Raw genomic sequence first — 20,976 nt, forward strand, 5'->3', positions numbered from 1 at the left:
AGACCGACGGCGATCGCAGGATACGAGCGGCCCCGCCCCGCCGCCAGCACCGGCATGACAGATCGACGTCCTACTTTCCGCTGATGGCGAGGATCTCGGGGACCGAGTCGCGGCGCACCGCGTCGAACAGCGTCTTGGAACGCGCCGGATCGGGGAACACGACGCTCTCACTGCCGACCCGGCCGGTGCCCTTCACCGGGCAGGTGAAGAACGTCAGGTTGCCACCGCGCAGGCCACGCATCTCCATCGCGAGGTCCACCAGCGACAGTGACTTGTCGACCGCCACCGAGTCCGACGTGGCGCGGACGAACGAGTTCAGCTTGGCCGGGTTGGTCAGCACGCCGCCCGAGGCCGCCTTGTCCAGAATGGCCTTGATCACCTGCTGCTGGTGCCGGATCCGCGCGAAGTCGCCGTCGGGGAAGGCGTGCCGCTCCCGCGCGTAGTCCAGCGCGGCGGCCCCGTCCATGGTCTGCCGGCCCTTCTCGAAGGTCCGCGTGCCGATCAGCGAGTACTTCGTGGTGAAGCCCTTCTCCACGTCGATCTCGACCCCGCCGAGCGCGTCGATGATCTCCTTGAAGCCGGCGAAGTCGACCATCGCCACGTTGTCCACCCGTACGCCGCTGAACTTCTCCACCGTCTGCACCATCAGCGGCACGCCGCCCCAGGCGTACGCGGCATTGATCTTCGCGTCGCGGCCGCCGCGGCCCTCCTTCGACTTGGGGACGGCCGTCCAGGTGTCCCGGGGGATCGAGATGAGCTGTGCGCTCGACCGGTCCTTCGGCAGGTGGGCCAGGATGATCGTGTCGCTGCGCGAGCCGCCGGTGCTCTCCGGATCGCGGGAGTCGCTGCCCAGGATCATGATGTTCATGGCGCCCTTGGCCTCGACCTGCGGCCGCGACTCCTCCGGTACGCCCTCGAAGGCGTCGACCCGCTCGATGGACTTGTCGACCGAGCGGTAGTAGAGGCCACCGGCCAGCGCGCCGCCACCGGTGAGCAGCACCACCACCAGCAGCACGATCAGGGCGATCCGCCGGCCCCGGCGGCGCCGGGGCGCCTTCTCCTCCACGGGCCCGCCCGGCTCCACATGAGAGCCCTGCGTACGCGGGTCGGAATCGGTGAGCTGGTGGCGATCTGACATGCCGCGATGCTACTGATTCGCGTCGCACCGTGTGGACCCGCGCCCGGACGGTGACGTCCCCGGCGGCGGCGCGGCGACGGAGCGGGGTGGCCGCTCCGGGCCTTGCCGCCGGGCCCCCGCCGGATCGATGATGGTGCGGAAGGCCAGGTCGACCGAGGAGTCGAGATGCAGGTCATCCACCAACCGCGGGTGGCGTGGGACGCCGCCCGGGTCATCGGCGGCGCGATCCACGACGAGCACCTGTTCGGCTGGCTGCGCGGCGAACTCGGCGCCCTGATGGGCCCCGCCACGGCAGTGGCCCTCGACGAGACCCGTGAGCGGGTCCGCTGGGCCGGCGACGCCCGGCTGCCCGCCGAGACCGGCGTGTGGCGCGTCCGCCTGGAGGACTCGCTGCGGCAGCACCCCGACCTCGCCGTCGGGCTGGCCGGTGTCGTCTCCACCGCCCGCGGGCAGCGCCCGGTTTAGCTTTCGCTTAGCTCGCTTGTCCGGCGGCACACCGGTCCGGCAGCATCGACCGGCGTGACCGACGGCACCGCACCCCACCCGCCGGCCGCCGGCGACGCGCCCGGACCCGCCACCCCGGACGGTCGACGCCGCGCCGCCACACGCCGTCGCCGCCTGGCCGCCGCCGGTCTGGTCACCGTCGCCGCCGCGGTCGCGGTGACCCTCGCGGTACGCGGTGGCGCCGCCCCCGCCTGCGCCGCCCCGCCGCGCGCTGCCGTGGCCGCCCTCGCGCCCGCGGCCGCCGCTATCCCGCCCGGTGCCGCCCTGCCGGTGGCGGCCGCCCCGCCCGTCGGCGGCGCGACGCGCAGCGGCAAGGCGACCTTCTACGACTCCGAGGGTGCCGGCGGCAACTGCTCCCGGCCGGCCGCGCCCGCCGACCGGATGTACGTCGCTCTCGGCCCGGACGAGTACGCCTCCGGCGCCTCCTGCGGCGGCTTCCTCGACGTCACCGGCCCGCGCGGCACCGTCCGGGTCTTGGTGATGGACCAGTGCCCGGAGTGCGCGCCGGGTCACCTCGACCTCTCCGCCGAGGCGTTCGCCCGCATCGCCGATCCGGTGCAGGGGGTGGTGAAGGTCAGCTACCGCGCGGTGGTGAACCCGAGGCTGCCCGGACCGCTCACCTTCCGGATGAAGGAGGGCTCGTCGCAGTGGTGGTTCGCCGTCCTGGTCGGTGACCACGGCAACCCGCTGCGCTCGGTCGAGGTGCGGCAGAACGGCTCGTGGCGCGCGGCGCAGCGGCAGGACTACAACTACTGGCTGATCGAGTCAGGGGCCGGTCCCGGCCCGTACGAGATCCGGGTCACCGACGTGTACGGCCACCGCGCGACCGCCACCGGCATCCGGATGCTCCCCGGCCAGGTGCAGCGCAGCAAGACCCGCATGTACGGCACCAACCCCGCCACACCCAGGCCCACCCCGAAGAAGCCGAGCCCCACACCCCCGAGCCCCACCCCCAGCGCTTCCACCCCAGCGCCGCCGCCCACCCCCACCCCAGCGCTCACAGAGCCGGTAGTGCAGGCAGCCGCCGCCCCACCCACCCCACCTCCCTGCTCCTGACCCTCGCCCGCCGCTCCCGCCCCCAGGGGACTGCCCCTCCTGCCCCGTCGATCTTGCACTCGCGGCCCCTCTGCTGCCGCATAAGCACCTTTCGCCCGGGCCCCAACCGCAAGATCGCCGTGAGCGGGGAGCGGGGAGCGGGGAGCGGGGAGCGGGCGGGCGATGCCAGCCCTCGGCGATCTTGCACTTGCTGCCCTCCAGGTGTCCTGGATGCGGTTTTTGTCGGGGCCGTAAGTGCAAGATCGCCGAAGGGCGGGGGAGTGCGGGGCTGGGAGGGGTCAGGTTGGGGTGGGGAGGTCCAGCCACATGAGGATCTCGTCTCGGGCGTCGGTGGGGGACAGGCGCAGCGCGGCGGGGAGGCGGCCGATCTCGCGATACCCGAGGCGCTTGTAGAAGCGGTCCAGTCCCAGACCGTCGCGGACCGTCACGTGCAGCGCCGCCAGACCCAGCCGTCGGGCGATCCGTTCGGCCTCGCGCATCAGCGCCGCGCCGTACCCGCGACCCTGGGTGTCGGGGTGCACCATCACGCGCTTGAGCACCCGCCAGTGCGTCTTGAGGTGGAACCGGTTGTCGGCGATGACCAGGACGGCGACCAGGCGTTCGCCCTCGTAGCCGGCGAGGAGCCGGTCCGGCCCGTCCGCCACCTCGTCGAGCGTCGAGGTGGCGAGCGGGCGTACCTCGTCCGCGGTCACGGGGGCGACGAAGCCGACGGCGCCGCCGGCGTTCGTCACGTCCGCCCAGAGCGCGATGATCTGTTCGCGCAGCTCGGGGGTCAGGTCGGGGTCGAGTACGAAACGCAGGTCCACGACGCCATCCTGCGCGCGGCGACCCGGCCCGAACCCGCGTTCGTGATGCGCGTGACAGCGCTGATGGTGCGGGAGGGGGGTTTCGAACCCCCACGTCCTCTCGGACACAGGCTCCTAAGGCCTGCGCGTCTGCCGTTCCGCCACTCCCGCCCGACCCGCCGAGTTTAGAGTGTCGCGCCGGAACCGTGTGCACTCCGGGCCGCGACCGGCCGCGACGGGCCGCGACGGGCCGCGACGCGACGTGGCATGCCCGTCCGGCGGCCTCAGTCGAGGCCGAGGTCCCGCCGCAGCTTGGCGACGTGACCGGTGGCCCGCACGTTGTAGAACGCCTGCTCGATCCTGCCGTCCTCGTCCACCACGAACGTCGAGCGGATCACGCCGGTCACGGTACGGCCGTACATCTGCTTCTCGCCGAATGCGCCGTACGCGGTCAGCACCGCCTTGTCCTCGTCGGAGACCAGCGGGAACGTGATGGCGTCCCGGTCGCGGAACTTGGCGAGCTTCGCCGGCTTGTCCGGCGAGATGCCCACCACCTCGTAGCCGGCGGCCTGGAGGGAGGCGAGCGAGTCCCGGAAGTCGCACGCCTGCTTCGTGCAGCCGGGCGTCATGGCGGCCGGGTACGCGTACAGGATGACCTTGCGGCCGCGCAGGCCGGCCAGGGACAGCGTGCCGCCGTCGTCGGTGGGGAGGGTGAACTCGGGGGCGGGGTCGCCGGGCTTGAGGCGGTCGGTCATGGCGGTGACGATACCGCCGGGCCGGTGCGGTCGGCCGACGGCGACCCGCCGGCGAGGTGACGGCCATCATGAGGTTGTTGCCAGATATTGGCAACAGTGCCTTCCTGGAAATACGCTGAGCGCGTGGACACCCTGGCGATGCACATCTCCAACGGGATCATCAACGGTCCGGTCGCCGCGATCTTCGCGGCTCTCGCCCTCGCCGCGCTCGCCTTCTGCGTGCTGCGGGGCCGAGCCGACCTCGACGACCGGCTGGCCCCGATGGCCGGGCTGGTGGCGGCGTTCATCTTCGCCGTGCAGATGCTCAACTTCCCGATCTTCACCGCCGGGGTCAGCGGCCACCTGCTCGGCGGCGCGCTGGCCGCGCTGCTCGTCGGCCCCTGGGTCGGCGCGCTCTGTGTCGCCGTGGTGCTGATCGTGCAGGCGCTGGTCTTCGGTGACGGCGGGGTCGCCATGCTCGGCCTCAACATCACCAACATGGCGCTGCTCGGCACCGCCGCCGCGTACCTGCTGATCGCGCTCCTGCTGCGCGTGCTGCCGCGTACCCCGGCCGGGCTGGCCGTCACCGCCTTCGTCTCCGCGCTGGTCAGCGTGGTGGTCGCATCCCAGGGCTTCGTCCTCCAGTACTGGCTGGGCGGCACCACCGACCTCGGCGGCAACCTCGCCGGCCTGGCCGGCACCATGGCCTTCGCCCACCTGCTCATCGGCATCGGCGAGGGCCTGATCACCGCGACCACTGTGGTCACCGTCGCGAAGGTCCGGCCCGACCTGGTGTACGCGCTGCGCGCCCTCAAGCCGGCCACGCCGGCTCCCGCCGTCCCGGTCGCCGGAGGTACCCGATGAGCAAGCGTCACTGGCCGTTCCTGATCGGCGGCCTGCTGGTGGCCCTGCTGCTGGCCGGCGTGGTCAGCAACTACGCCTCCTCGCACCCGGACGGGCTCGACTCGTCGCTGCTCAAGGGCTGCACCGTGAACGCCGACGACGAGATCACCGGCGGTAGCTGCCCGGCCCAGCAGGCCAAGGACCACGAGCTGGCGGACAGCCCACTGGCCGACTACGGCGTACGCGGGATCGGCAACGACTTCGTCTCCACCGGCCTGTCCGGCGTACTCGGTGTGCTGCTCACCTTCGCGTTCGGCGGGGGCCTGTTCTGGCTGGCCCGCCGCCGCGGCCCGGCGAAGCCCACCCCGAACACCGCGAGCGCCGACTCGGCGGACGAGGCCGCGACCCCGTCCACCGGCACACGCTGACCATGGGCGCCGGGCACGCGCACGTGCTCTACCGCGAGTCCGGCTCGCCGGTGCACCGCCTCCCGCCGGAGGTGAAGATCGCCGCGATGGTGCTGTTCACAGTCGCGGTGGTGGCCACGCCCCGGGAGGCGTACTGGGCCTTCGGCGGGTACGCCCTCCTGGTCGCCGTGGTGGCCGCGCTGGCCCGGGTCGGCCCGCGCTGGCTGCTCAGCCGGGCGCTGATCGAGCTGCCGTTCGTGCTGTTCGCGTTCGCGCTGCCGTTTCTCGGCGCCGGGGAGCGGGTGGAGGTGGCCGGGTTCGCCCTGTCCGTCGACGGGCTGCACGGCGCGTTCAACATCCTCGCCAAGGGCACGCTCGGCGTACTCGCGTCGCTCCTGCTCGCGGCGACCACGACGACGCGTGACCTGCTGGTCGGCCTGGACCGGCTGCGGTGCCCGCAGATCCTCACCCAGATCGCCACGTTCATGCTGCGCTACCTGGAGGTGCTCGTCGGCGAGGCCCGGCGGATGCGGGTGGCGCGGGTGTCCCGGGGCGACGACCCGCGGTTCCTGTGGCAGTTGCGCGGCTTCGCGGCCGGGGTCGGCGCGCTGTTCCTGCGCGCGTTCGAGCGCGGCGAGCGGGTCTACCTGGCGATGCTCTCCCGCGGTTACACCGGCCGGATGCCGGCGGTGTGGCAGGGGGCCGGCGCGGCCACCGCCGGCCAGTGGGCGGCCGCCGCGACGGTGCCGGCGATCGCGGCCACCATCGCCGCCGTCGCACTCGTCCTGCAATGATCGGGTACGTGCAGCAGCCACCCTCCCTCGACATCAGCGGCGTCCGGTACGCGTACCCGGACGGTCACGTCGCCCTGCACGGGGTGGACCTGACCGTGCCGCGCGGCGAGCGGGTGGCGCTGCTCGGGCCCAACGGCGCCGGCAAGACCACGCTCGTGCTGCACCTCAACGGCATCCTCACCCCGACCGAGGGCACGGTGAGCGTCGGCGGCCTGACGGTCGGCCGCGACCGGGAGACGCTGGCCGAGGTACGCCGCCGCGTCGGCATCGTCTTCCAGGATCCGGACGACCAGCTGTTCCTGCCCACAGTCGCCGAGGACGTGGCGTTCGGCCCGGCCAACCTGGGCCTGCGCGGGGCCGAGCTGGCCGCCCGCGTCGACGAGGCGCTCGCGGCCGTCGGGATGGGCGAGCACCGGGATCGGGCGCCGCATCACCTGTCGTTCGGGCAGCGGCGCCGGGTGGCGGTGGCGACGGTGCTGGCCATGCGCCCGGAGATCCTGGTGCTGGACGAGCCGTCGTCGAACCTCGACCCGGCCGCCCGCCGCGAGCTGGCGGAGATCCTGCGCTCCCTGCCGGTGACGCTGCTCATGGTCACGCACGACCTGCCGTACGCGGCCGAGCTGTGCCCCCGCTCGGTGATCCTGGACGGCGGCCGCATCGTCGCCGACGCCCCCACACGTGACCTGCTGGCGGACGAGGCGCTGCTGGCCGCCCACCGCCTGGAACTCCCGTACGGCTTCGCCCCCCGCCCGAGCTGACCCCCCACCCTCCCGTCCCCGCCCTCCTCTGCGGCGATCTTGCACTTCCGGCCCGGGCAGATCGGGGCAAAAACCGCACGCCCGGGGCAGCAACTGCAAGATCGCCGGGGCGAAGGCGAGCACGCGCCGAGGCCGGGGGAGGCGGTGCTCAGGAGGTCGGGGTCGCGTGGGGGTGGGGGGTGGCGCGCGCTGCCCTCGCGGCGGTGCGCAGGCGCAGCAGTCCTGCCGCCACCGCGCCGGCGCCTGTCGCCAGGCCGACCACCACGAGTACCCGGACCAGGACTGCCGGGCCGGCGGCCGGGGGGATCGAGCGGGACAGCGCGGCCAGGTTCGTCACTCCGGCGAACAGCGTGAGGCAGGCGCCGGCGAGCGCCAGCACGAAGTCGGCGGCCGGGCGGCGGGCCAGCGCGTACCCGCCGGCGGCGAGCGCGCCGAGCCCGGTGAGCAGCGTCCACACCTGGCCGGTGACCAGCTCGGCGAGCGTTCCGCCGACGCCGGGGGAGCCGGTGTCCAGCGCGCGGGCGACGGTGAGCGCCACCGTGGCGGCGCCGCCCAGGGCGAGCAGCGCGCCCACCGCGCGCAGCGCCCGTACCCCGGCGGCGGTGCCGCCCGGCGCCAGCCCCGCCGCGCCGATCAGCAGGAAGCCGAGCGTGGCGGCCACCCACCAGGGGTACGGGTCGGGTGGCGGCACCCAGTCCAGCGTGCCGCGTACGGCTCCGGTGGCGTCACCGGCGCGCAGCGGGACGGTCCAGTCGCGTACCCGGTGTTCCCGGTCCGGGGCGGCGGCGACGGCGGCCGGCGGAGCGTCCTCCCGCCACAGCGTGCGCTGGTCGTGCCAGCGGGCGGTGGGTCCGTCGTCGATCCGCCGCCAGTCGGGCGCGGCGGCCGGGTTCGCCTCGGCGGGCAGCCGGGTCTCCCCGGCCAGCGTCCGGTTCAGGTACGTGGCGGGGGAGCGGGTGTTCTCGTACACGCCGTCCGGCCCGATGCGCAGGTACGGCTCACCGGAGTAGCCGAGCACCGTGACGTCGGCGCCGGTGTCGTTCGTCAGCTCCAGCCGCGCGCCGGCCTCCACCATGCGGGCGGTGAGCCCGGGGCGGTCCGGGTCGACGCCGCTGATGGTGGCGCGGTAGTCGGTGCCGTCGGGCGCGTCCGCGCCGTGTGCGGCGGCCGGCGCGGCGAGTGTGAGCAGGGCGGTGGCCGCGACGGCGAGCACCAGCGCGGCCCGGCGCAGGGGTGCGATCACTTGCCGGCCGCCTCCACCGCCGACTTGATCCCCTCGGGGCTGCGGTCCTGGAGCTCACTGCCGTTGACCTTGATGGTCGGGGTGCCGGTCACGCCGGACTTGCTCGCCTCGTCGGTGACGTGCTCGGTCCACGACCGGTACGTGCCGTCGGAGACGCAGGAGGCGAACTCGTCGCGGTTGAGCCCGACGCCCGCGCCGATGTCGACGAGTTCGTCGTTGCTGAGCCCGGCGCCGCCCTCCGCCGGCTGCTTGGCGAAGAGCTGGTCGGTGAACTCGCGGAACTTGCCGCCTTGGGCGGCGCAGCCGGAGGCGGCCGAGGAGCGGGTGGAGTATTCGGTGGTGGAGAAGCGGTTCAGGAACGCGACCGGGTGGAACACCAGCTTCGCCTTGCCCTCGTTGACGAGCTGGTTGAGCGTCTCGCCGTTGATCTGCTGGAACTGCTTGCAGGCCGGGCAGAGGTAGTCCTCGTACAGGTCGATGGTGACCGGTCCGGTGCCGAGCACGATGCCGGTGCCGGCGTCGTTGGCCCCGGGCGGGGCGGTGAACTCGTCGGACTTCTGGCTGGAGTAGACGGCCCAGCCGATGCCACCGGCGATGACGAGCACCAGCACCGCGGCGATCGAGGTCCAGAGCGTGCGCTTGCGCCGCTTCTCCCGGGCGATCTGCTCCCGTACGACCCGGGCCGCGTCCCGCCGCCCCTTGCGACTACTCATCGGTGTCCTCCACGGTGTCGTCGCCCGCCAGCCACCCGTCCACGGAGAACGGGGTGCGGGGCCAGATCAGCAGGAACCCGGCGAGTACCAGGAACCCGAGGTCCCGGAGGATCTCCGGGAGGTAGCTGGGTGTCTGGCCGGCGGCGAGCTGCCCGCCGCTGCCGAAACACCCGCAGTCGATGGCCAGGCCCCGGGCCCAGGCCGAGGCGATGCCGGCGATGAAGACCACGAGCAGCGCCGCGGACACGCCGGCGCTGATCCGGGTGGCGAGCCCGGCGAGCAGGAGCAGGCCCAGGGCCAGCTCGACGAACGGCAGCGCCGCGCCGATCACGGTGGCCACGTCGTACGGCATGACCTGGTAGGCGTTCACGGCCCGGCCGGAGGCGGCCAGGTCGCCGACCTTGGTGCCGCCGGCGATCAGCCACACGGCGGCGAGCCCGAGACGGGCCGCGACGCCGAGCCAGGGCCGCAGGGCCTGCCAGCGGCCGGCCCGGGAGGGGGAGGGGGTCACAGTCATTCGTCGTCCGAGCGCCACGAAAGGTTCCCGCTATCCGGCCAGCGTGTCGCCGACGGCGTCGACCAGTTCGTCGCGGGCTCGGGCCACCCGGGAGCGGATCGTGCCCACCGGCACCCCCTCCACGTCGGCGGCCTCGGCGTACGACAGGCCGAGCAGCTGGGTGAGCACGAACGCGGAGCGCCGCTCGGCTGGCAGCCGGCGGACCAGGTCGGTGGCGCCGAGCTGGCCGGCCGGGTCGGGGTACGGGCGGTCGGTGGCGGCCTGGGCGGCGAGCCGCGCGTCGAGCCGGCGGCGGCGCACCACAGTCCGCAGGTGGTCGGCGCAGGCCCGCCGGGCGATCCCGAGCAGCCAGGTACGCACGCTGGAGCGCCCCTCGAAGCCGGACAGCGCCCGGAACGCCCGCAGGTACGTCTCCTGGGTCAGGTCGTCCGCGCTGTCCGGGTCGACGAGCGCGGCGGCGAAGCGCCACACCTCGGCCTGGGTGGCCCGGACGAATGCGGCCTGCGCGTCGCGGTTCCCGTCGCGGGCGGCCAGCGCCCAGCCGGTGGCCGCGTCCCGGGCAGCGTCGGGCGCCGACTCGGGGCGGTCGGCGGCGGTGTCGCGCGGGCCGGGGATCACGTCACCCGAGGTTACGCGGCGTACCTGGAGGGGACAGGGTCCTTCGACCCATTCCGTGGTCCCGCACACGCCGGGAACTTTTTCCGCCCGCCGTCCGACTACCTTCCCATGACCTCCGAGCAGGCCCGGCGTGGCGCGCGCCGCCGCACCGGGTGGGCGCTCGGTCAGGCCCGCCGGAGACCGGCTCGCCGGACCCGCCCCGGTTCGGGAACCATGGCGGTCATGACTGCTGCCGTACGCCGCCCGTCCCGGGTCGTCGCCGCCCGTTCCGGGGCCGTCGCCGGGCTGCTGCTCCTGCTGGTTGCCCTGCTGCTCGTCCCGGCCACCCCGGCCGCCGCCCACGCGGTGCTGGTGAGCAGCAGCCCGGCCGCCTCCGCCGTGGTGCCCGAGGCGCCCGCGCAGGTGGTGATCACGTTCAGTGAGGGCGTCCGCAAGGTGCCCGGGAAGGTGCGGGTGATCGCCCCCGACGGCTCGCGGGCCGACCGGGGCGAGCCGACGTTCCAGGGCGCCGAGGTCACCATCCCGGTGGACCCCTCCGCCGGACGCGGCACCTACCTGGTGAGCTACCGGGTCATCTCGGCCGACAGCCACCCGGTCTCCGGCGCCTTCACCTACTCCGTCGGCGCGCCGTCGGAGCCGCCCACCGACAGCGGTACGGACAACCGGGCGAACCCGGTCACCGAGAACGCGGTGAAGGTGGCGAAGTACGCCGGCTACACCGGTCTGCTGCTGCTCGTCGGCCCGGCGCTGGTGCTGGCCGCGCTCTGGCCGCGCCGGCTGTCCCGCCGGGGGCCGGCACGGCTGGCCTGGACCGGGCTGGGTCTGCTGGCGGCGGCGACGCTGGCCGAGGTGTGGCTCCAGGTGCCGTACGTCAACGGCGGCGGCCTGTTCGACGTGACCGGTTCCGGCCTGGGTGACGTGCTGGGCAGCGCCTACGGCACCACGCACCTGGTCCGGCTGGGCCTGCTCGCCGCGGCGGCGTTCCTGCTCCGGCCGCTGTTCGCCGGTCCGATCGGCCGTACCGACGGGATCATCCTGGCCGTCCTCGGCGGCGCGGCGCTGTTCACCTGGCCGCTGGCCGGGCACGCGGCGGCCTCGCCCGCGCCCGCGGTGTCGGTGGTGGTGGACGCGGTGCACCTGGGCGGCATGGCGGTGTGGCTGGGCGGCCTGGTCATGCTCGCGGTGTTCCTGCTGCGCCGGGCCGACGAGCGCGAGCTGGACGCGATCCTGCCGATCTGGTCCCGCTGGGCGGCGCTCGCGGTGGCCGCGCTGCTGCTGGCCGGCACCGTGCAGGGCCTGATCGAGGTGGCCAGCATCCAGGCGCTGTTCGACACCACGTACGGCCGGCTCCTGCTCGCCAAGATCGTGCTGTTCGCGCTGGTGATCGGCGTGGCCGCGTACTCCCGGGCGCTGGTGCGGCGGCGGGTCGCCGCCGGCCGGCCGGGCGCGATGCGGCGCGCGGTGGTGGCCGAGCTGGCGATCACGGCGGTGGTGCTGGGCGTGTCGGCGACGCTCGTGCAGACCACTCCGGCGCGTACCGCCGCCGCGGACGTCGCGGGCGCCGAGCAGGGCTACTTCTCCACCACGCTGAGCAGCCCGATCTACTCGCTGGAGGTCCAGCTGGACCCGGCCGAGACCGGCAACAACTCGATGCACCTGTACGCCTACACCAAGGACAGCCGCCCCCAGCCGGTGCAGGAGTGGAAGGTCACCGCGGCGCTGCCGTCGGCCGGGATCGAGCCGATCACCGTCCCGCTGCTGCCGTTGAGCGACAACCACGCCACCGGTGAGGTCAACCTGCCGGCCCGGGGCGACTGGCAGTTGCGCATCACCGTCCGCACGACCGACATCGACCAGGCCACGGTGACCGCCACCGTGCCGATCAAGTAACGGAAGGTCCATCTGATGATCCGTCTCCGGCGCTCCGCGACAGTCGCCGCGCTGACCCTCACCGCCGTCGCCACGGCCGTGCTCGGCGTGGCCGGGCCGGCCTCGGCGCACGTCACGATCAACCCGGCCGAGGGCAAGCAGGGCGGCTACGGCCGGTTCGCGTTCCGGGTGCCGAACGAGAGCGACACGGCGTCCACCGTCAAGGTCGAGGTGAACCTGCCGGAGAACGCCCCGGTCGGCTCGGTCTCCACCATGCCGGTGGCGGGCTGGACGGTCGCGGTGGAGAAGCGCAAGGTCGATCCGCCGATCGAGGTGCACGGCAGCCAGCTCACCGAGGCGGTCTCCAAGCTGACCTTCACCGCCGCGCCGAACGCCGGCGTGAAGCCGGGCGAGTTCCAGGAGTTCCCGGTGTCGATGGGTCCGCTGCCGCAGGTCGACACGATGGTGTTCAAGGTGCTGCAGACATACTCCGACGGCAACGTCTCCCGGTGGATCGAGGAGCCGACGCCGGGCGCGGAGGAGCCGGAGAACCCGGCGCCGGTGCTCAAGCTCGCCGCCGCGGCGCCCGCGTCGACGGGCGCGAGCGCGCCGGCCGCCGCCGCGGCGGACGACGACGATGACGACGACGGCTCCGGTGCCGCCACCGCCCTCGGGGTGGCCGGCCTGGTCGCCGGACTGGGCGGCCTGGCCCTCGGCGGCCTGGCGTTCGCGCGTACCCGGCGGGAGCCCGCCGCGAAGTCCTGAACGCGAGCGGTTCACCGGCCCGGCGGAACGATCCGCCGGGCCGGTCGCCGTCCCGGACGGGTGCCGCCGATATCCGGCGATCGGCCGACGCACGTCGGTAAGGTCGGCCGGGTAGTTGGCTACCGAGAGGGACGACGCGAATGCGTTTCGTACGCACGATCGCCGGCGTGGTGCTGCTGGCGTTGGGGATTCCGGCGCTGCTGGCGGGTGGAGGTCTCTGGCTGGCCGCCCGGCACGCCGACCCGGACGGCGGGTTCGGCGCCCGGTTCGAGCCGGTCCGCACGCCGGCCCGCGCGGTGGTGGTGGCCGACGTGGACGCGTTGCTGCGCGCCGACCTGCCGGTGGCGCGCACCGGGCAGGCCCGGCTGCACCTGAGCGCGCGGGACGACGACGGCGAGGTCTTCCTCGGCCTCGCCCCGACCGACCAGGTGCGACGGTGGCTGGCCGACGTCCCGCACAGCACCGTGCGCCGCGTCGCGGTCACCCGGGGCCCGCTGCCGGTCGATCTCGACCCGGCCACCGCCGGCGCCGGCACCGCCGCGCCGATGACGGCACCCTTCTGGGTACGCGAGGGCGTCGGCTCCCTGGAGTGGAGCCCGGCGGAGCTCTCCGGCCGGTCGTTGAGCCTGGTCGTGATGCGCGTGGACGGCGCGGACGGGCTCGACCTGCGGATGCGTGCCGAGTTACGGGCCGGGTGGTTCCCCGGGCTGGCGTGGGCGCTGCTGGCCGGCGGGACGCTGCTGGTCGTCCTCGCTGTGGTGGTGCTGCTGCGCCCGCTGCGGCCGCGTGAGGTGGTATTCGTGGTCGAGCCGGATCAGGTGCCGGTGCTGGCCGGTCGTCTCGGCGTCAGCTCGCTGAGCGGGCTGGGCCGGCAGCCGGGCCCGGCGTCGCGACCCGAGCGGCACCTGGTGGCGGTGGGCTCCGGGTCCGGGGGGCGGACCCGCGCGGCGATCGCCCCGCCGCCCAGCCGGTGCCGCGACGACCAGGACCGACGAGGAGAACCCGAACGGCCCTCCGCGCTGCCGACGCGGAGGGCCGTTCTTTCACCGGGGGATCGGTGCTACCTGGGAGAAAACTGAGGTAGTTGGTACCAGATTAGCGCTGATCGCCGTTTGTTGCGAGGTGTGTCCGTTCAGTCCGAGTCATCGGTTTCTCGTCCGCATGCCGGCGGATCGGCAGCGCCGCGAGCACCAGCAGGCTCAGCAGGACGTACATGTTGCGGACCACGAAGTCGACCGGGTCGTCCGTGTGCACGACGGCGGTGCCCCAGTCCTGGAACGTCACCAACCCGTACACGATCGGCAGGCCGACGACGGCGGCCAGCGCGAAGAGGCCGCCGCGACGGCGGGCCCCGCCGGGCGTCGCCGGATCGGCGTCCAGTGCCGCGTCGACGAGCACCACCACCGCGGGAATGAACCAGTACAGGTGGTGGATCCAGGTGATCGGGCTGACCAGCCCGCCCACCAGCCCGGTCAGGGTGAGACCCACCAGCGCGTCCCCCGCGCGGGCCGCGCGCGCCGCCCGCCACAGGCCGAACGCGGCCACCGCCAGCGCGAGCAGCAGCCACAGCAGCCGGTCCGGCTCGGCCGGCGCGGTCAGGCGGCTGAGCAGCCCGAACAGTGACTGGTTGCCGGTGTAGTCGGGGCGGCCCACCCGGTCGGTCACCCACAGTTCGTGGGTCCAGAAGCGCCACGAGTCGCCCGGCGCGACCGCCGCCGCCAGCAGCGTGGCCACCGCCGCTGTCACCGCCGCCACGGCCGCCGCCCGCCACTTCCGGGCGGCGAGCAGGTAGAGCACGAAGATGCCGGGGAAGAGCTTGAGCGCCGCCGCCAACCCCAGGCCCACGCCGGCCCAGCGCCGGCCCTGCGGTACGGCGAACAGCAGGTCGCCGAGGATCAGCACCACGAGCAGCATGTTGATCTGCCCGAGCGTGATCGTCTCCCGGGTGCTCTCCACGGCGAGCACCAGCAGCACGGCGACGGTGAGGCCGAACCCCCGCGGCAGGTCGTGCCGCCGCAGCACCGGCAGCACCAGCCAGCGCGTGGTCACCACCACCGCGGCCACCGTCAGCACCGCGAAGGCGGCGATGGCCACCCCGAGCCGCAGATACCCGAACGGCGCCAGGAGCAGCGCCGCGAACGGCGGATAGGTGAAGTAGAGCGCGCCCTGCACCCGGTCCGGCTGGACGTAGTCGTAGAGCGGGTGCCCGGCCGCCCACCAGTCCATCGCCGACATGTAGATCTTCTGGTCGTAGTAGTCGTGACGCAGGTTGCGCAGGTAGGGCGCCGGCAGGATCGCGATCAGCGCCAGCACCACGACCACCCGGAGAGCCGTACGCCCGCCCGCGTCGTCACGGGGGACGGCGGGTGGGGCGACGGGTTCGGCTGGCACGCAGGAAACCCTAGCGGTCCACCTCGGCCGCCGGGCCGAGGCGCGGGCGCGTCGGCGGCGCGTAGTCTGTTCCGGTGGCTGATCTTCTCGTCTGGATCGACTGTGAGATGACCGGGCTCGACCTGCGGCGGGACGCCCTGATCGAGGTCGCCGCGCTCGTCACCGATCCCGACCTCAACGTGCTCGGTGACGGCGTCGACGTGGTGATCCACGCCGACGACGAGGCGCTCGACGGCATGCCGGAGATCGTGCGGACCATGCACGCCAAGTCCGGCCTCACCGAGGAGGTACGCCGCTCCACGGTGACGCTGGCCGAGGCCGAGGACATGGTGCTCGACTACGTGACCAGCTACGTGAAGGACCCGCGTACGGCCCCGCTGTGCGGCAACTCGATCGCCACCGACCGGGGCTTCCTGGCCCGCGACATGACCCGGCTCGACGCCCACCTGCACTACCGGATGATCGACGTGTCCTCGATCAAGGAGCTGTGCCGGCGCTGGTACCCGCGGGTGTACTTCGGGCAGCCGCAGAAGGGCCTCGCCCACCGGGCGCTCGCCGACATCCGGGAGAGCATCCGCGAGCTGGAGTACTACCGCCGGACCGTGTTCGTGCCGCTGCCGGGGCCGGACGTCGAGGCCGCGAAGGCGATCGCCGCCCAGCTCTGACGCCCGCGCCGAACCCGGTGGACGGGGTCGGCCGGAGTGTGGCTATGATTAGTCCGCGCACCGCCCCGGGCGACCGGAGCGGCGAGCATGGTGGCTGTAGCTCAGTTGGCAGAGCACCGGGTTGTGGTCCCGGTTGTCGTGGGTTCAATTCCCATCAGTCACCCCAGACACGAAGCCCCCTCCTCCGGGAGGGGGCTTCGTCGTGTGCGGGGGTCAGGGGGTCGGCTCGACGCTCGGCGTACCGGCGTCCGGCGTGGTGTCGGCGGCCGGCGGCTCGTACGGCAGGGCGCTGCCCTTGACGTACTCGTCCCAGCTCATGTTCCAGTCGGTCCAGCCGTTGCCGTTCTGGAGCTTGCGCTCGGTGCCCTTGACGGTGATCGGATCACCGATGCGGGTGTTGGCGAACAGCCAGTTGCCTTCCTTCATCGAGACGTTGACGCAGCCGTGCGACACGTTCGTGCGGCCCTGCACGCCCTCGGACCAGGGCGCGGCGTGGATGAACTCGCCGCCCCAGGTGAGCCGCTGGGCGTAGTCGATCTCGGTGCGGTAGCCCTCCTCCGGGCCCAGCTCCTCCATGGTGTCGAAGACCGTGTGCCGGAGCTTTTCGATCACCACCATGGTGCCGCTGGAGGAGGGGGTGCTTTTTTTGCCCAGGCTCACCGGGATGGTTTTGACCACCTTGCCGTCGCGGGTGACAGTCATCCGCTTGGTGCGGTTGTCGACGGTCATCACGAACGACGGACCGATCTTGATGTCGACGCTGAGGTCGGCCCGGCCGTACCAGCCGCCGCCCAGCGGCAGCCCGCCCGCCTGCACCTTGTAGCTGACGGTGCTGTTGGCCTTCCAGAACGTCTTGGGCCGGTAGCGCACCTCGGTCGGGCTCACCCAGTGCCAGATGCCCTCCTGGGCCGGCTTCGAGGTGACTGTCATCCGGCGCTGGATGTCGTCGCGGTAGTCCTCCGGGATGGCCCGGCCGAACTTCACGATCAGCGGCATGGCCACGCCCACGACCTGGTTGTCGCCGAGGAAGCTGGTGACCCGGATCTGCTTGGCCGGCTTCGCCATCGTGGTGAACGTGCTGGTGGCGGTGGCGGGCTTGCCGTCGTCGCCGGTCGCGGTCACGGTCGCCGTGTACGTCTGCCCGTACTCCAGGGCCGCTGACGGCAGCCAGCTCCCGCCGTCCGCCGCGAGCGTGCCGTCGACGACCTTGCCGGCGGCGTCCTTCAGCTCGACGGTGGTGTCCTGCGCCTCCTTCGTGGTGAAGGTGATGGCGGTGGACGCGGGCACGTCCTTGGCGTCGGCGGCGGGCTCGCTGATGGTGGCCGCCGCCTTCGGGGCCTTCTCGCCGCCGTCGCCGCCGCCCTGCCAGCTCGACGGCTTGTCGCCGCCGCCGCTGGTGCAGGCGGTCAGGGCCATCGCGGCGGCGAGCAGCCCGGCTGCCAGCGCGCGGCGGCGGCCGACGCGTCGGGCGCTCACGCCCCGGATCGGTTCGTCCTGGCCAGCTCGCATGACTCCCTCACAAGGTGATGCCGTTCCCCGTCGTCTCAGATCAGACGCGCCGGAGCGGGTACGCGTTGCCGGACGTGAAACGGAACACCCCGCCCGGGTGTAACGATTCCCGTGCCGTCCGGCGCTTCGTCGGAGGTGGCGTGTCCGACCACGTTACGCCGATCAGAACGGCGCCGGCTGCCCGCCCTGCGGAACGGGCAGCGCGCTGCCGGCGACGAACTGCGACCAGCTCATGCTCCACGCCGTCCAGCCGTTACCAGGGGCCAGGCGGCGCTCGGTGCCCTTCACCGTGATCGGGTCGCCCACCATCGTCTTGCCGAACAGCCACCGGCCGTTGGCCATCGACACGTTCACGCAGCCGTGCGAGACGTTGCGGCGCCCCTGCACACCCTCGGACCAGGGCGCGGCGTGGATGTACTCGCCGCCCCAGGTGATCCGCTGGGCGAAGTCGATCTCGGTGACGTAGCGGTTGGCCGGGTCCGGCTCGCTGCGGGTGTCGAAGACGGTGGACTCCTTCTTCTCCATCACCACCATCGTGCCGCTGGAGGAGGGGGTGCTCTTCTTGCCCAGGCTGACCGGCAGCGTACGGATGACCGAGCCGTTCTCGGAGACCGTCATCTGCTTGGTCGCGTTGTCCACGGTCATCTCGAACGCGCGGCCGATCTTGGCGGTGGCGCTGCGGTCGATGTTGCCGTAGCGGCCGTTGCTCAGCGGGATCCCGGCCAGCGCCAGCCGCACCGTGATCGTGGTGCCGGTCTTCCAGTACTCCGGCGCGCGGTAGTACGCCTGGGTGCCGTTGTCGACCCAGTGCCAGGCGCCGGGCTGCGGCGGGTCGGTCTGCACGAACATCCGCTTCTGCACGGCGGCCCGGTCCTTCTTCGGGATGCCCGGGGAGAACTCGGCGACCACGGGCATGGCGACCCCGTACGTCTTGCCGGTGAACATGTAGAGGCCGGAGCCGATCATCGACTTGGGCTTGGCCATCGTGGTGAACGTGCTGGCGCCCTGGTAGGTCTGGCCGTCCTTGCCGGCGCCGGTGACAGTGGCGGTGTACTTGGTGCCGTACTTCAGCGCGGCCGACGGCACCCAGCTGGAGCCGTCGCGCCGCATCCGCCCGGCGACGCTCGTTCCGTCGGCGGTGGCGAGCACCACCTTCGACACGGTGCCGCCACCGGGGATGCGGGCGCTGATCTCGGTGCTGACCGGCCGGGCGTTCGCGCCGTCGGCCGGGCTCACCGTCAGCGGCGGCACGGCGGCGCTGTCGCTGGGTGCGACGCTCGGGTCGGGCGCGGAGGACGAGACGCCGCCGACCTGCTGCTGGCCGGGCACGAACTCCGGCTTCTTCCCCTCGTCGTCGCCGCCGCACCCGGTCAGTGCCAGCGACGCCGTCAGGACCAGGGCGCCCACCGTCGCCCCGGCCCGCGCGAACCTGCCCATGCCCACCCCTGTCCTCGCGTGCCTGGCGGACATCGTGCCGTATCGACGCCGTCGGACCCGCCCCGCGCCGGATCAGGTGACCGTTTTGGCCGGTTTCGCCGGTTAAGCTCGTCCGAAGGGTGGACCCCGGTATCGGATTGGAACCCGCCTCGGCGGGCGTGCTAATCTTCTTCCCGTTGTCAGAGAGCGCCGCTAGCTCAACTGGCAGAGCAGCGGACTCTTAATCCGCGGGTTCGGGGTTCGAGTCCCTGGCGGCGCACCAACGAGCAAGGCCCTGACCAGGCGTTCCACGCCGGTCGGGGCCTTTTTCGCGTACCTGGGTGCCGGTGCGGCGGGTGATCGTCCGTGAGGCGGGGCGGGAACCCGGCACGGGGTGCGCCTTGTGCCGCCACCCTAAGCTGATCATGGTCGCGCGGCCATGATGGACGGTCGGGCGACGACGATGAGAATGGGAGAAGACATGAAAGCCTTCCGACGGCCGCGGATCCGCAGCCTCGTCGCCGCCACCTCGGTCGCGGGCGCCCTGGTGCTCGGTCTGGGCGCGCCCGCCTACGCGGACTACTCGAGCCCGACCTACTCGACCCTGAAGGCCTGCAACGAAGCCCGGCCCAAGTACCAGTCGTCGTGGACGAAGCCGCAGGCGTGCCGCCCCATGTACAACTGGGACGGCACGAAGGTGATCGGGTACGCGTTCCTGGTGATCACCCGGGCCTGATCGGCATCCGTCTGCGGTACCTGACGCCAGGGGGGATCGTGTCCGGGGAGGCCACCGGCAGCTCGGACACGATCCTCGTCTGCATCCGGGGCAACTCCGGCTCGGGCAAGAGCAGCATCGCCCGCGAACTACGACGTCGGCACGGCCGGGGCTGCGCCCTCGTCGAACAGGACTACCTGCGCCGCATCGTCCTGCGCGAACGGGACAAGGCCGGCGGCGTGGCCCCCGCGTTGATCGAGCAGACCGCCCGGTTCGCCCTCGACCACGGCTACCACGTGGTCCTGGAAGGCATCCTGTACACCGGCCGCTACCGCGACGTGCTGACCTCGCTGCGGGACGGCCACCGGGGGCGGTCGCTGTTCTGCTACCTCGACGTGTCGCTGGCCGAGACGCTGCGCCGGCACCTGACCCGCCCGCAGGCCGGTGAGTTCACCGCCGAGCAGATGAGCGGTTGGTACGCCGCGCGCGACGTCCTGGGCTGGCCCGGCGAACTCGTCCTCCCGGAGACCACCGGCCTGGCCGAGGCGGTCGAGGCGATCGCGGCCGCCTCCGGGCTGCCCCAGACCGGGCGTGACGACGACAGGCGTTAGGCGGCGTCACTTGCCCTTGCTGTTACTGCAAGAGGCAGTCTGGGGTCATGTTGTCGATCAGCGAGTTCAGCCAGATGTGCCACCTGTCGCCGCAGGCGCTGCGCTTCTACCACGCCGAAGGGCTGCTCGTACCCGCCGAGGTCGACGACCGGACCGGCCACCGCTCGTACACCTTCGACCAGGTGGAACGGGCCATGCTGATCACCTTGCTGCGGGACACCGGAATGAGCGTCAAGCTGGTCCGGCGGGCCCTCGACGAACCGGACCAGGCGGTAGCCCTGCTCGACCGGCACAGCGACGAGGTCAGCCGGCAGCGCCGGGCTCAGGCCGACGCCATCGCTGCCGCCCGCGCCGTCTTCGAGGTGCAGCCCGAACCGCGGCTGCGGCACGTGCCGGCCATGACTGTGGTGGCGCGGCTCGTGCCCGGCACACCGCTCGGTCGTGACGCCCACGAGTGGGACCGGGCCGAGGAGATCATCGCGGCGGCGGCGGCCGAACTGGTCACCACGGTGCGGCAGGCCGGCGTCGCCTGCCTGGGTGAGCCGTGGCGGACGCCGGCGCTGGAGACGCCGGAACAGGACCGGCGGGTACTCGACGGCGCCGGGCCGTTCTGGATCGTCAAGGTCGCGGTGGCGGGCGCACCGGGGACGCTGCCGCCCCTGCCCGCCGGCCTGATCGTGCAGACGCCCGAGGCCCACGACGAACTGTCGATCTTCATGCCGGGCCGGAACACCATGGCCAAGTACTGCACCGTGATCCTGCGCCTGCTCGACGCCGTCCCGCCCGACGGCGACCGGTTCGTCGACCTGGCGCGTCTTCGTCAGGAGGTCCGCCCCGACGGTGTGCTGAGCAGCGCGCCGGTCGAACGACGACCGGGGGCACCCGCCCAGGACCATGAGCGCTGAACCCGTCGCAGCCCGGATAT

Annotated in this window: 23 protein-coding genes and 3 tRNA genes; 15 read left to right on the forward strand and 11 right to left on the reverse strand. The window is 73.0% G+C overall.

Annotation, left to right across the window (positions count from 1 at the left end; genetic code table 11):
- Nucleotides 1–70: 70 nt before the first annotated feature.
- On the reverse strand, nucleotides 71–1,138 hold the full coding sequence (locus ACN27D_RS21990) for an LCP family protein (RefSeq protein ID WP_421499887.1): 1,068 nt from the start codon (nucleotides 1,136–1,138) through the stop codon (nucleotides 71–73).
- Between the two features lie 165 nt (nucleotides 1,139–1,303).
- On the opposite strand from ACN27D_RS21990, the gene ACN27D_RS21995 reads away from it, so the two are divergent.
- Entirely contained in the window at nucleotides 1,304–1,603 is a 300-nt protein-coding gene (locus tag ACN27D_RS21995; RefSeq protein ID WP_120571391.1) for a hypothetical protein, read from the forward strand.
- A gap of 54 nt (nucleotides 1,604–1,657) precedes the next feature.
- On the forward strand, nucleotides 1,658–2,698 hold the full coding sequence (locus ACN27D_RS22000; RefSeq protein ID WP_421499888.1) for an expansin EXLX1 family cellulose-binding protein: 1,041 nt from the start codon (nucleotides 1,658–1,660) through the stop codon (nucleotides 2,696–2,698).
- Nucleotides 2,699–2,976: 278 nt separating this feature from the next.
- Here the strand turns inward: ACN27D_RS22000 and ACN27D_RS22005 are convergent, their stop codons facing one another.
- The 3 genes from ACN27D_RS22005 to bcp all read right to left on the reverse strand — a co-directional run bounded on the left by ACN27D_RS22005 (nucleotide 2,977) and on the right by bcp (nucleotide 4,238).
- Nucleotides 2,977–3,504 carry a GNAT family N-acetyltransferase gene (locus ACN27D_RS22005; protein ID WP_421499889.1) on the reverse strand — a complete coding sequence of 176 codons (528 nt, stop codon included), beginning with the start codon at nucleotides 3,502–3,504 and terminating at the stop codon, nucleotides 2,977–2,979.
- Nucleotides 3,505–3,568: 64 nt separating this feature from the next.
- Nucleotides 3,569–3,654: transfer RNA gene (locus tag ACN27D_RS22010), tRNA-Leu, on the reverse strand.
- Between the two features lie 113 nt (nucleotides 3,655–3,767).
- Nucleotides 3,768–4,238, reverse strand: coding sequence for a thioredoxin-dependent thiol peroxidase (gene bcp, locus ACN27D_RS22015; RefSeq protein ID WP_120571388.1), 471 nt, complete (start codon nucleotides 4,236–4,238; stop codon nucleotides 3,768–3,770).
- A 123-nt stretch (nucleotides 4,239–4,361) separates the two neighbouring features.
- Here bcp and ACN27D_RS22020 point away from each other — a divergent pair, with 123 nt between their 5' ends.
- The 4 genes from ACN27D_RS22020 to ACN27D_RS22035 are packed head-to-tail and all read left to right on the forward strand — an operon-like array spanning nucleotide 4,362 to nucleotide 7,019.
- A complete protein-coding gene (locus ACN27D_RS22020; RefSeq protein ID WP_358170070.1) occupies nucleotides 4,362–5,081 on the forward strand; it encodes an energy-coupling factor ABC transporter permease in 720 nt (239 codons plus the stop codon).
- The gene (locus ACN27D_RS22025) at nucleotides 5,078–5,488 is read left to right on the forward strand and encodes a PDGLE domain-containing protein (RefSeq protein WP_393379242.1); all 411 of its coding nucleotides are present in this window, start codon (nucleotides 5,078–5,080) and stop codon (nucleotides 5,486–5,488) included. Before ACN27D_RS22020 ends, ACN27D_RS22025 begins: the two co-directional genes overlap by 4 nt.
- Before the next feature lie 2 nt (nucleotides 5,489–5,490).
- On the forward strand, nucleotides 5,491–6,261 hold the full coding sequence (gene cbiQ / locus ACN27D_RS22030) for a cobalt ECF transporter T component CbiQ (RefSeq protein ID WP_421499890.1): 771 nt from the start codon (nucleotides 5,491–5,493) through the stop codon (nucleotides 6,259–6,261).
- Nucleotides 6,258–7,019 (forward strand): energy-coupling factor ABC transporter ATP-binding protein, encoded by a 762-nt coding sequence (locus ACN27D_RS22035; protein WP_421499891.1) that lies wholly within the window; start codon nucleotides 6,258–6,260, stop codon nucleotides 7,017–7,019. The genes cbiQ and ACN27D_RS22035 overlap by 4 nt, the downstream gene beginning before the upstream one ends.
- A gap of 148 nt (nucleotides 7,020–7,167) precedes the next feature.
- Here ACN27D_RS22035 and ACN27D_RS22040 read toward each other — a convergent pair whose 3' ends face one another.
- From ACN27D_RS22040 to ACN27D_RS22055, 4 genes are read right to left on the reverse strand one after another with little or no spacing between them, the layout of a single operon-like run.
- Nucleotides 7,168–8,262, reverse strand: coding sequence for a hypothetical protein (locus ACN27D_RS22040; RefSeq protein WP_421499892.1), 1,095 nt, complete (start codon nucleotides 8,260–8,262; stop codon nucleotides 7,168–7,170).
- Nucleotides 8,259–8,975, reverse strand: a complete 717-nt coding sequence (locus ACN27D_RS22045) for a DsbA family protein (RefSeq protein WP_121684579.1) — start codon at nucleotides 8,973–8,975, stop codon at nucleotides 8,259–8,261. Before ACN27D_RS22045 ends, ACN27D_RS22040 begins: the two co-directional genes overlap by 4 nt.
- Entirely contained in the window at nucleotides 8,968–9,492 is a 525-nt protein-coding gene (locus ACN27D_RS22050; RefSeq protein ID WP_120571381.1) for a MauE/DoxX family redox-associated membrane protein, read from the reverse strand. The genes ACN27D_RS22045 and ACN27D_RS22050 overlap by 8 nt, the downstream gene beginning before the upstream one ends.
- A gap of 30 nt (nucleotides 9,493–9,522) precedes the next feature.
- Nucleotides 9,523–10,110, reverse strand: coding sequence for a sigma-70 family RNA polymerase sigma factor (locus ACN27D_RS22055; RefSeq protein ID WP_013284395.1), 588 nt, complete (start codon nucleotides 10,108–10,110; stop codon nucleotides 9,523–9,525).
- Between the two features lie 222 nt (nucleotides 10,111–10,332).
- Between ACN27D_RS22055 and ACN27D_RS22060 the strand changes: the two genes are divergently transcribed.
- The 3 genes from ACN27D_RS22060 (at nucleotide 10,333) to ACN27D_RS22070 (ending at nucleotide 13,823) form a co-directional block, all read left to right on the forward strand.
- On the forward strand, nucleotides 10,333–12,000 hold the full coding sequence (locus ACN27D_RS22060; RefSeq protein WP_421499893.1) for a copper resistance CopC/CopD family protein: 1,668 nt from the start codon (nucleotides 10,333–10,335) through the stop codon (nucleotides 11,998–12,000).
- A 15-nt stretch (nucleotides 12,001–12,015) separates the two neighbouring features.
- Nucleotides 12,016–12,744, forward strand: coding sequence for a YcnI family protein (locus ACN27D_RS22065; RefSeq protein ID WP_120571380.1), 729 nt, complete (start codon nucleotides 12,016–12,018; stop codon nucleotides 12,742–12,744).
- A gap of 140 nt (nucleotides 12,745–12,884) precedes the next feature.
- Nucleotides 12,885–13,823 carry a hypothetical protein gene (locus ACN27D_RS22070; RefSeq protein ID WP_421499894.1) on the forward strand — a complete coding sequence of 313 codons (939 nt, stop codon included), beginning with the start codon at nucleotides 12,885–12,887 and terminating at the stop codon, nucleotides 13,821–13,823.
- A 16-nt stretch (nucleotides 13,824–13,839) separates the two neighbouring features.
- Here the strand turns inward: ACN27D_RS22070 and ACN27D_RS22075 are convergent, their stop codons facing one another.
- Nucleotides 13,840–15,135 (reverse strand): glycosyltransferase 87 family protein, encoded by a 1,296-nt coding sequence (locus tag ACN27D_RS22075; RefSeq protein WP_421499895.1) that lies wholly within the window; start codon nucleotides 15,133–15,135, stop codon nucleotides 13,840–13,842.
- Nucleotides 15,136–15,209: 74 nt separating this feature from the next.
- Here ACN27D_RS22075 and orn point away from each other — a divergent pair, with 74 nt between their 5' ends.
- Both orn and ACN27D_RS22085 read left to right on the forward strand, forming a co-directional pair.
- Nucleotides 15,210–15,800: an oligoribonuclease gene (gene orn, locus ACN27D_RS22080; protein WP_013474266.1), complete on the forward strand. Its 591-nt coding sequence runs from the start codon at nucleotides 15,210–15,212 to the stop codon at nucleotides 15,798–15,800.
- A gap of 90 nt (nucleotides 15,801–15,890) precedes the next feature.
- Nucleotides 15,891–15,966, forward strand: a tRNA-His gene (locus tag ACN27D_RS22085).
- A gap of 47 nt (nucleotides 15,967–16,013) precedes the next feature.
- On the opposite strand, the gene ACN27D_RS22090 is transcribed toward ACN27D_RS22085, so the two are convergent.
- Together ACN27D_RS22090 and ACN27D_RS22095 are read right to left on the reverse strand one after the other, a co-directional pair.
- Nucleotides 16,014–17,309: a L,D-transpeptidase gene (locus tag ACN27D_RS22090; protein WP_350814107.1), complete on the reverse strand. Its 1,296-nt coding sequence runs from the start codon at nucleotides 17,307–17,309 to the stop codon at nucleotides 16,014–16,016.
- A 162-nt stretch (nucleotides 17,310–17,471) separates the two neighbouring features.
- Entirely contained in the window at nucleotides 17,472–18,746 is a 1,275-nt protein-coding gene (locus tag ACN27D_RS22095) for a L,D-transpeptidase (RefSeq protein ID WP_358170084.1), read from the reverse strand.
- 186 nt (nucleotides 18,747–18,932) lie between these two features.
- Between ACN27D_RS22095 and ACN27D_RS22100 the strand changes: the two genes are divergently transcribed.
- The 4 genes from ACN27D_RS22100 (at nucleotide 18,933) to ACN27D_RS22115 (ending at nucleotide 20,956) form a co-directional block, all read left to right on the forward strand.
- Nucleotides 18,933–19,008, forward strand: a tRNA-Lys gene (locus ACN27D_RS22100).
- 198 nt (nucleotides 19,009–19,206) lie between these two features.
- Nucleotides 19,207–19,461 carry a hypothetical protein gene (locus tag ACN27D_RS22105; RefSeq protein WP_091329812.1) on the forward strand — a complete coding sequence of 85 codons (255 nt, stop codon included), beginning with the start codon at nucleotides 19,207–19,209 and terminating at the stop codon, nucleotides 19,459–19,461.
- Nucleotides 19,462–19,499: 38 nt separating this feature from the next.
- Nucleotides 19,500–20,051 (forward strand): kinase, encoded by a 552-nt coding sequence (locus ACN27D_RS22110; RefSeq protein ID WP_120571374.1) that lies wholly within the window; start codon nucleotides 19,500–19,502, stop codon nucleotides 20,049–20,051.
- Nucleotides 20,052–20,098: 47 nt separating this feature from the next.
- Nucleotides 20,099–20,956: a MerR family transcriptional regulator gene (locus ACN27D_RS22115; RefSeq protein WP_358170113.1), complete on the forward strand. Its 858-nt coding sequence runs from the start codon at nucleotides 20,099–20,101 to the stop codon at nucleotides 20,954–20,956.
- The last annotated feature ends 20 nt before the right edge of the window (nucleotides 20,957–20,976 follow it).

It is taken from the genome of Micromonospora sp. WMMD1274, from assembly GCF_049179035.1.
Taxonomy (GTDB): domain Bacteria; phylum Actinomycetota; class Actinomycetes; order Mycobacteriales; family Micromonosporaceae; genus Micromonospora; species Micromonospora tulbaghiae.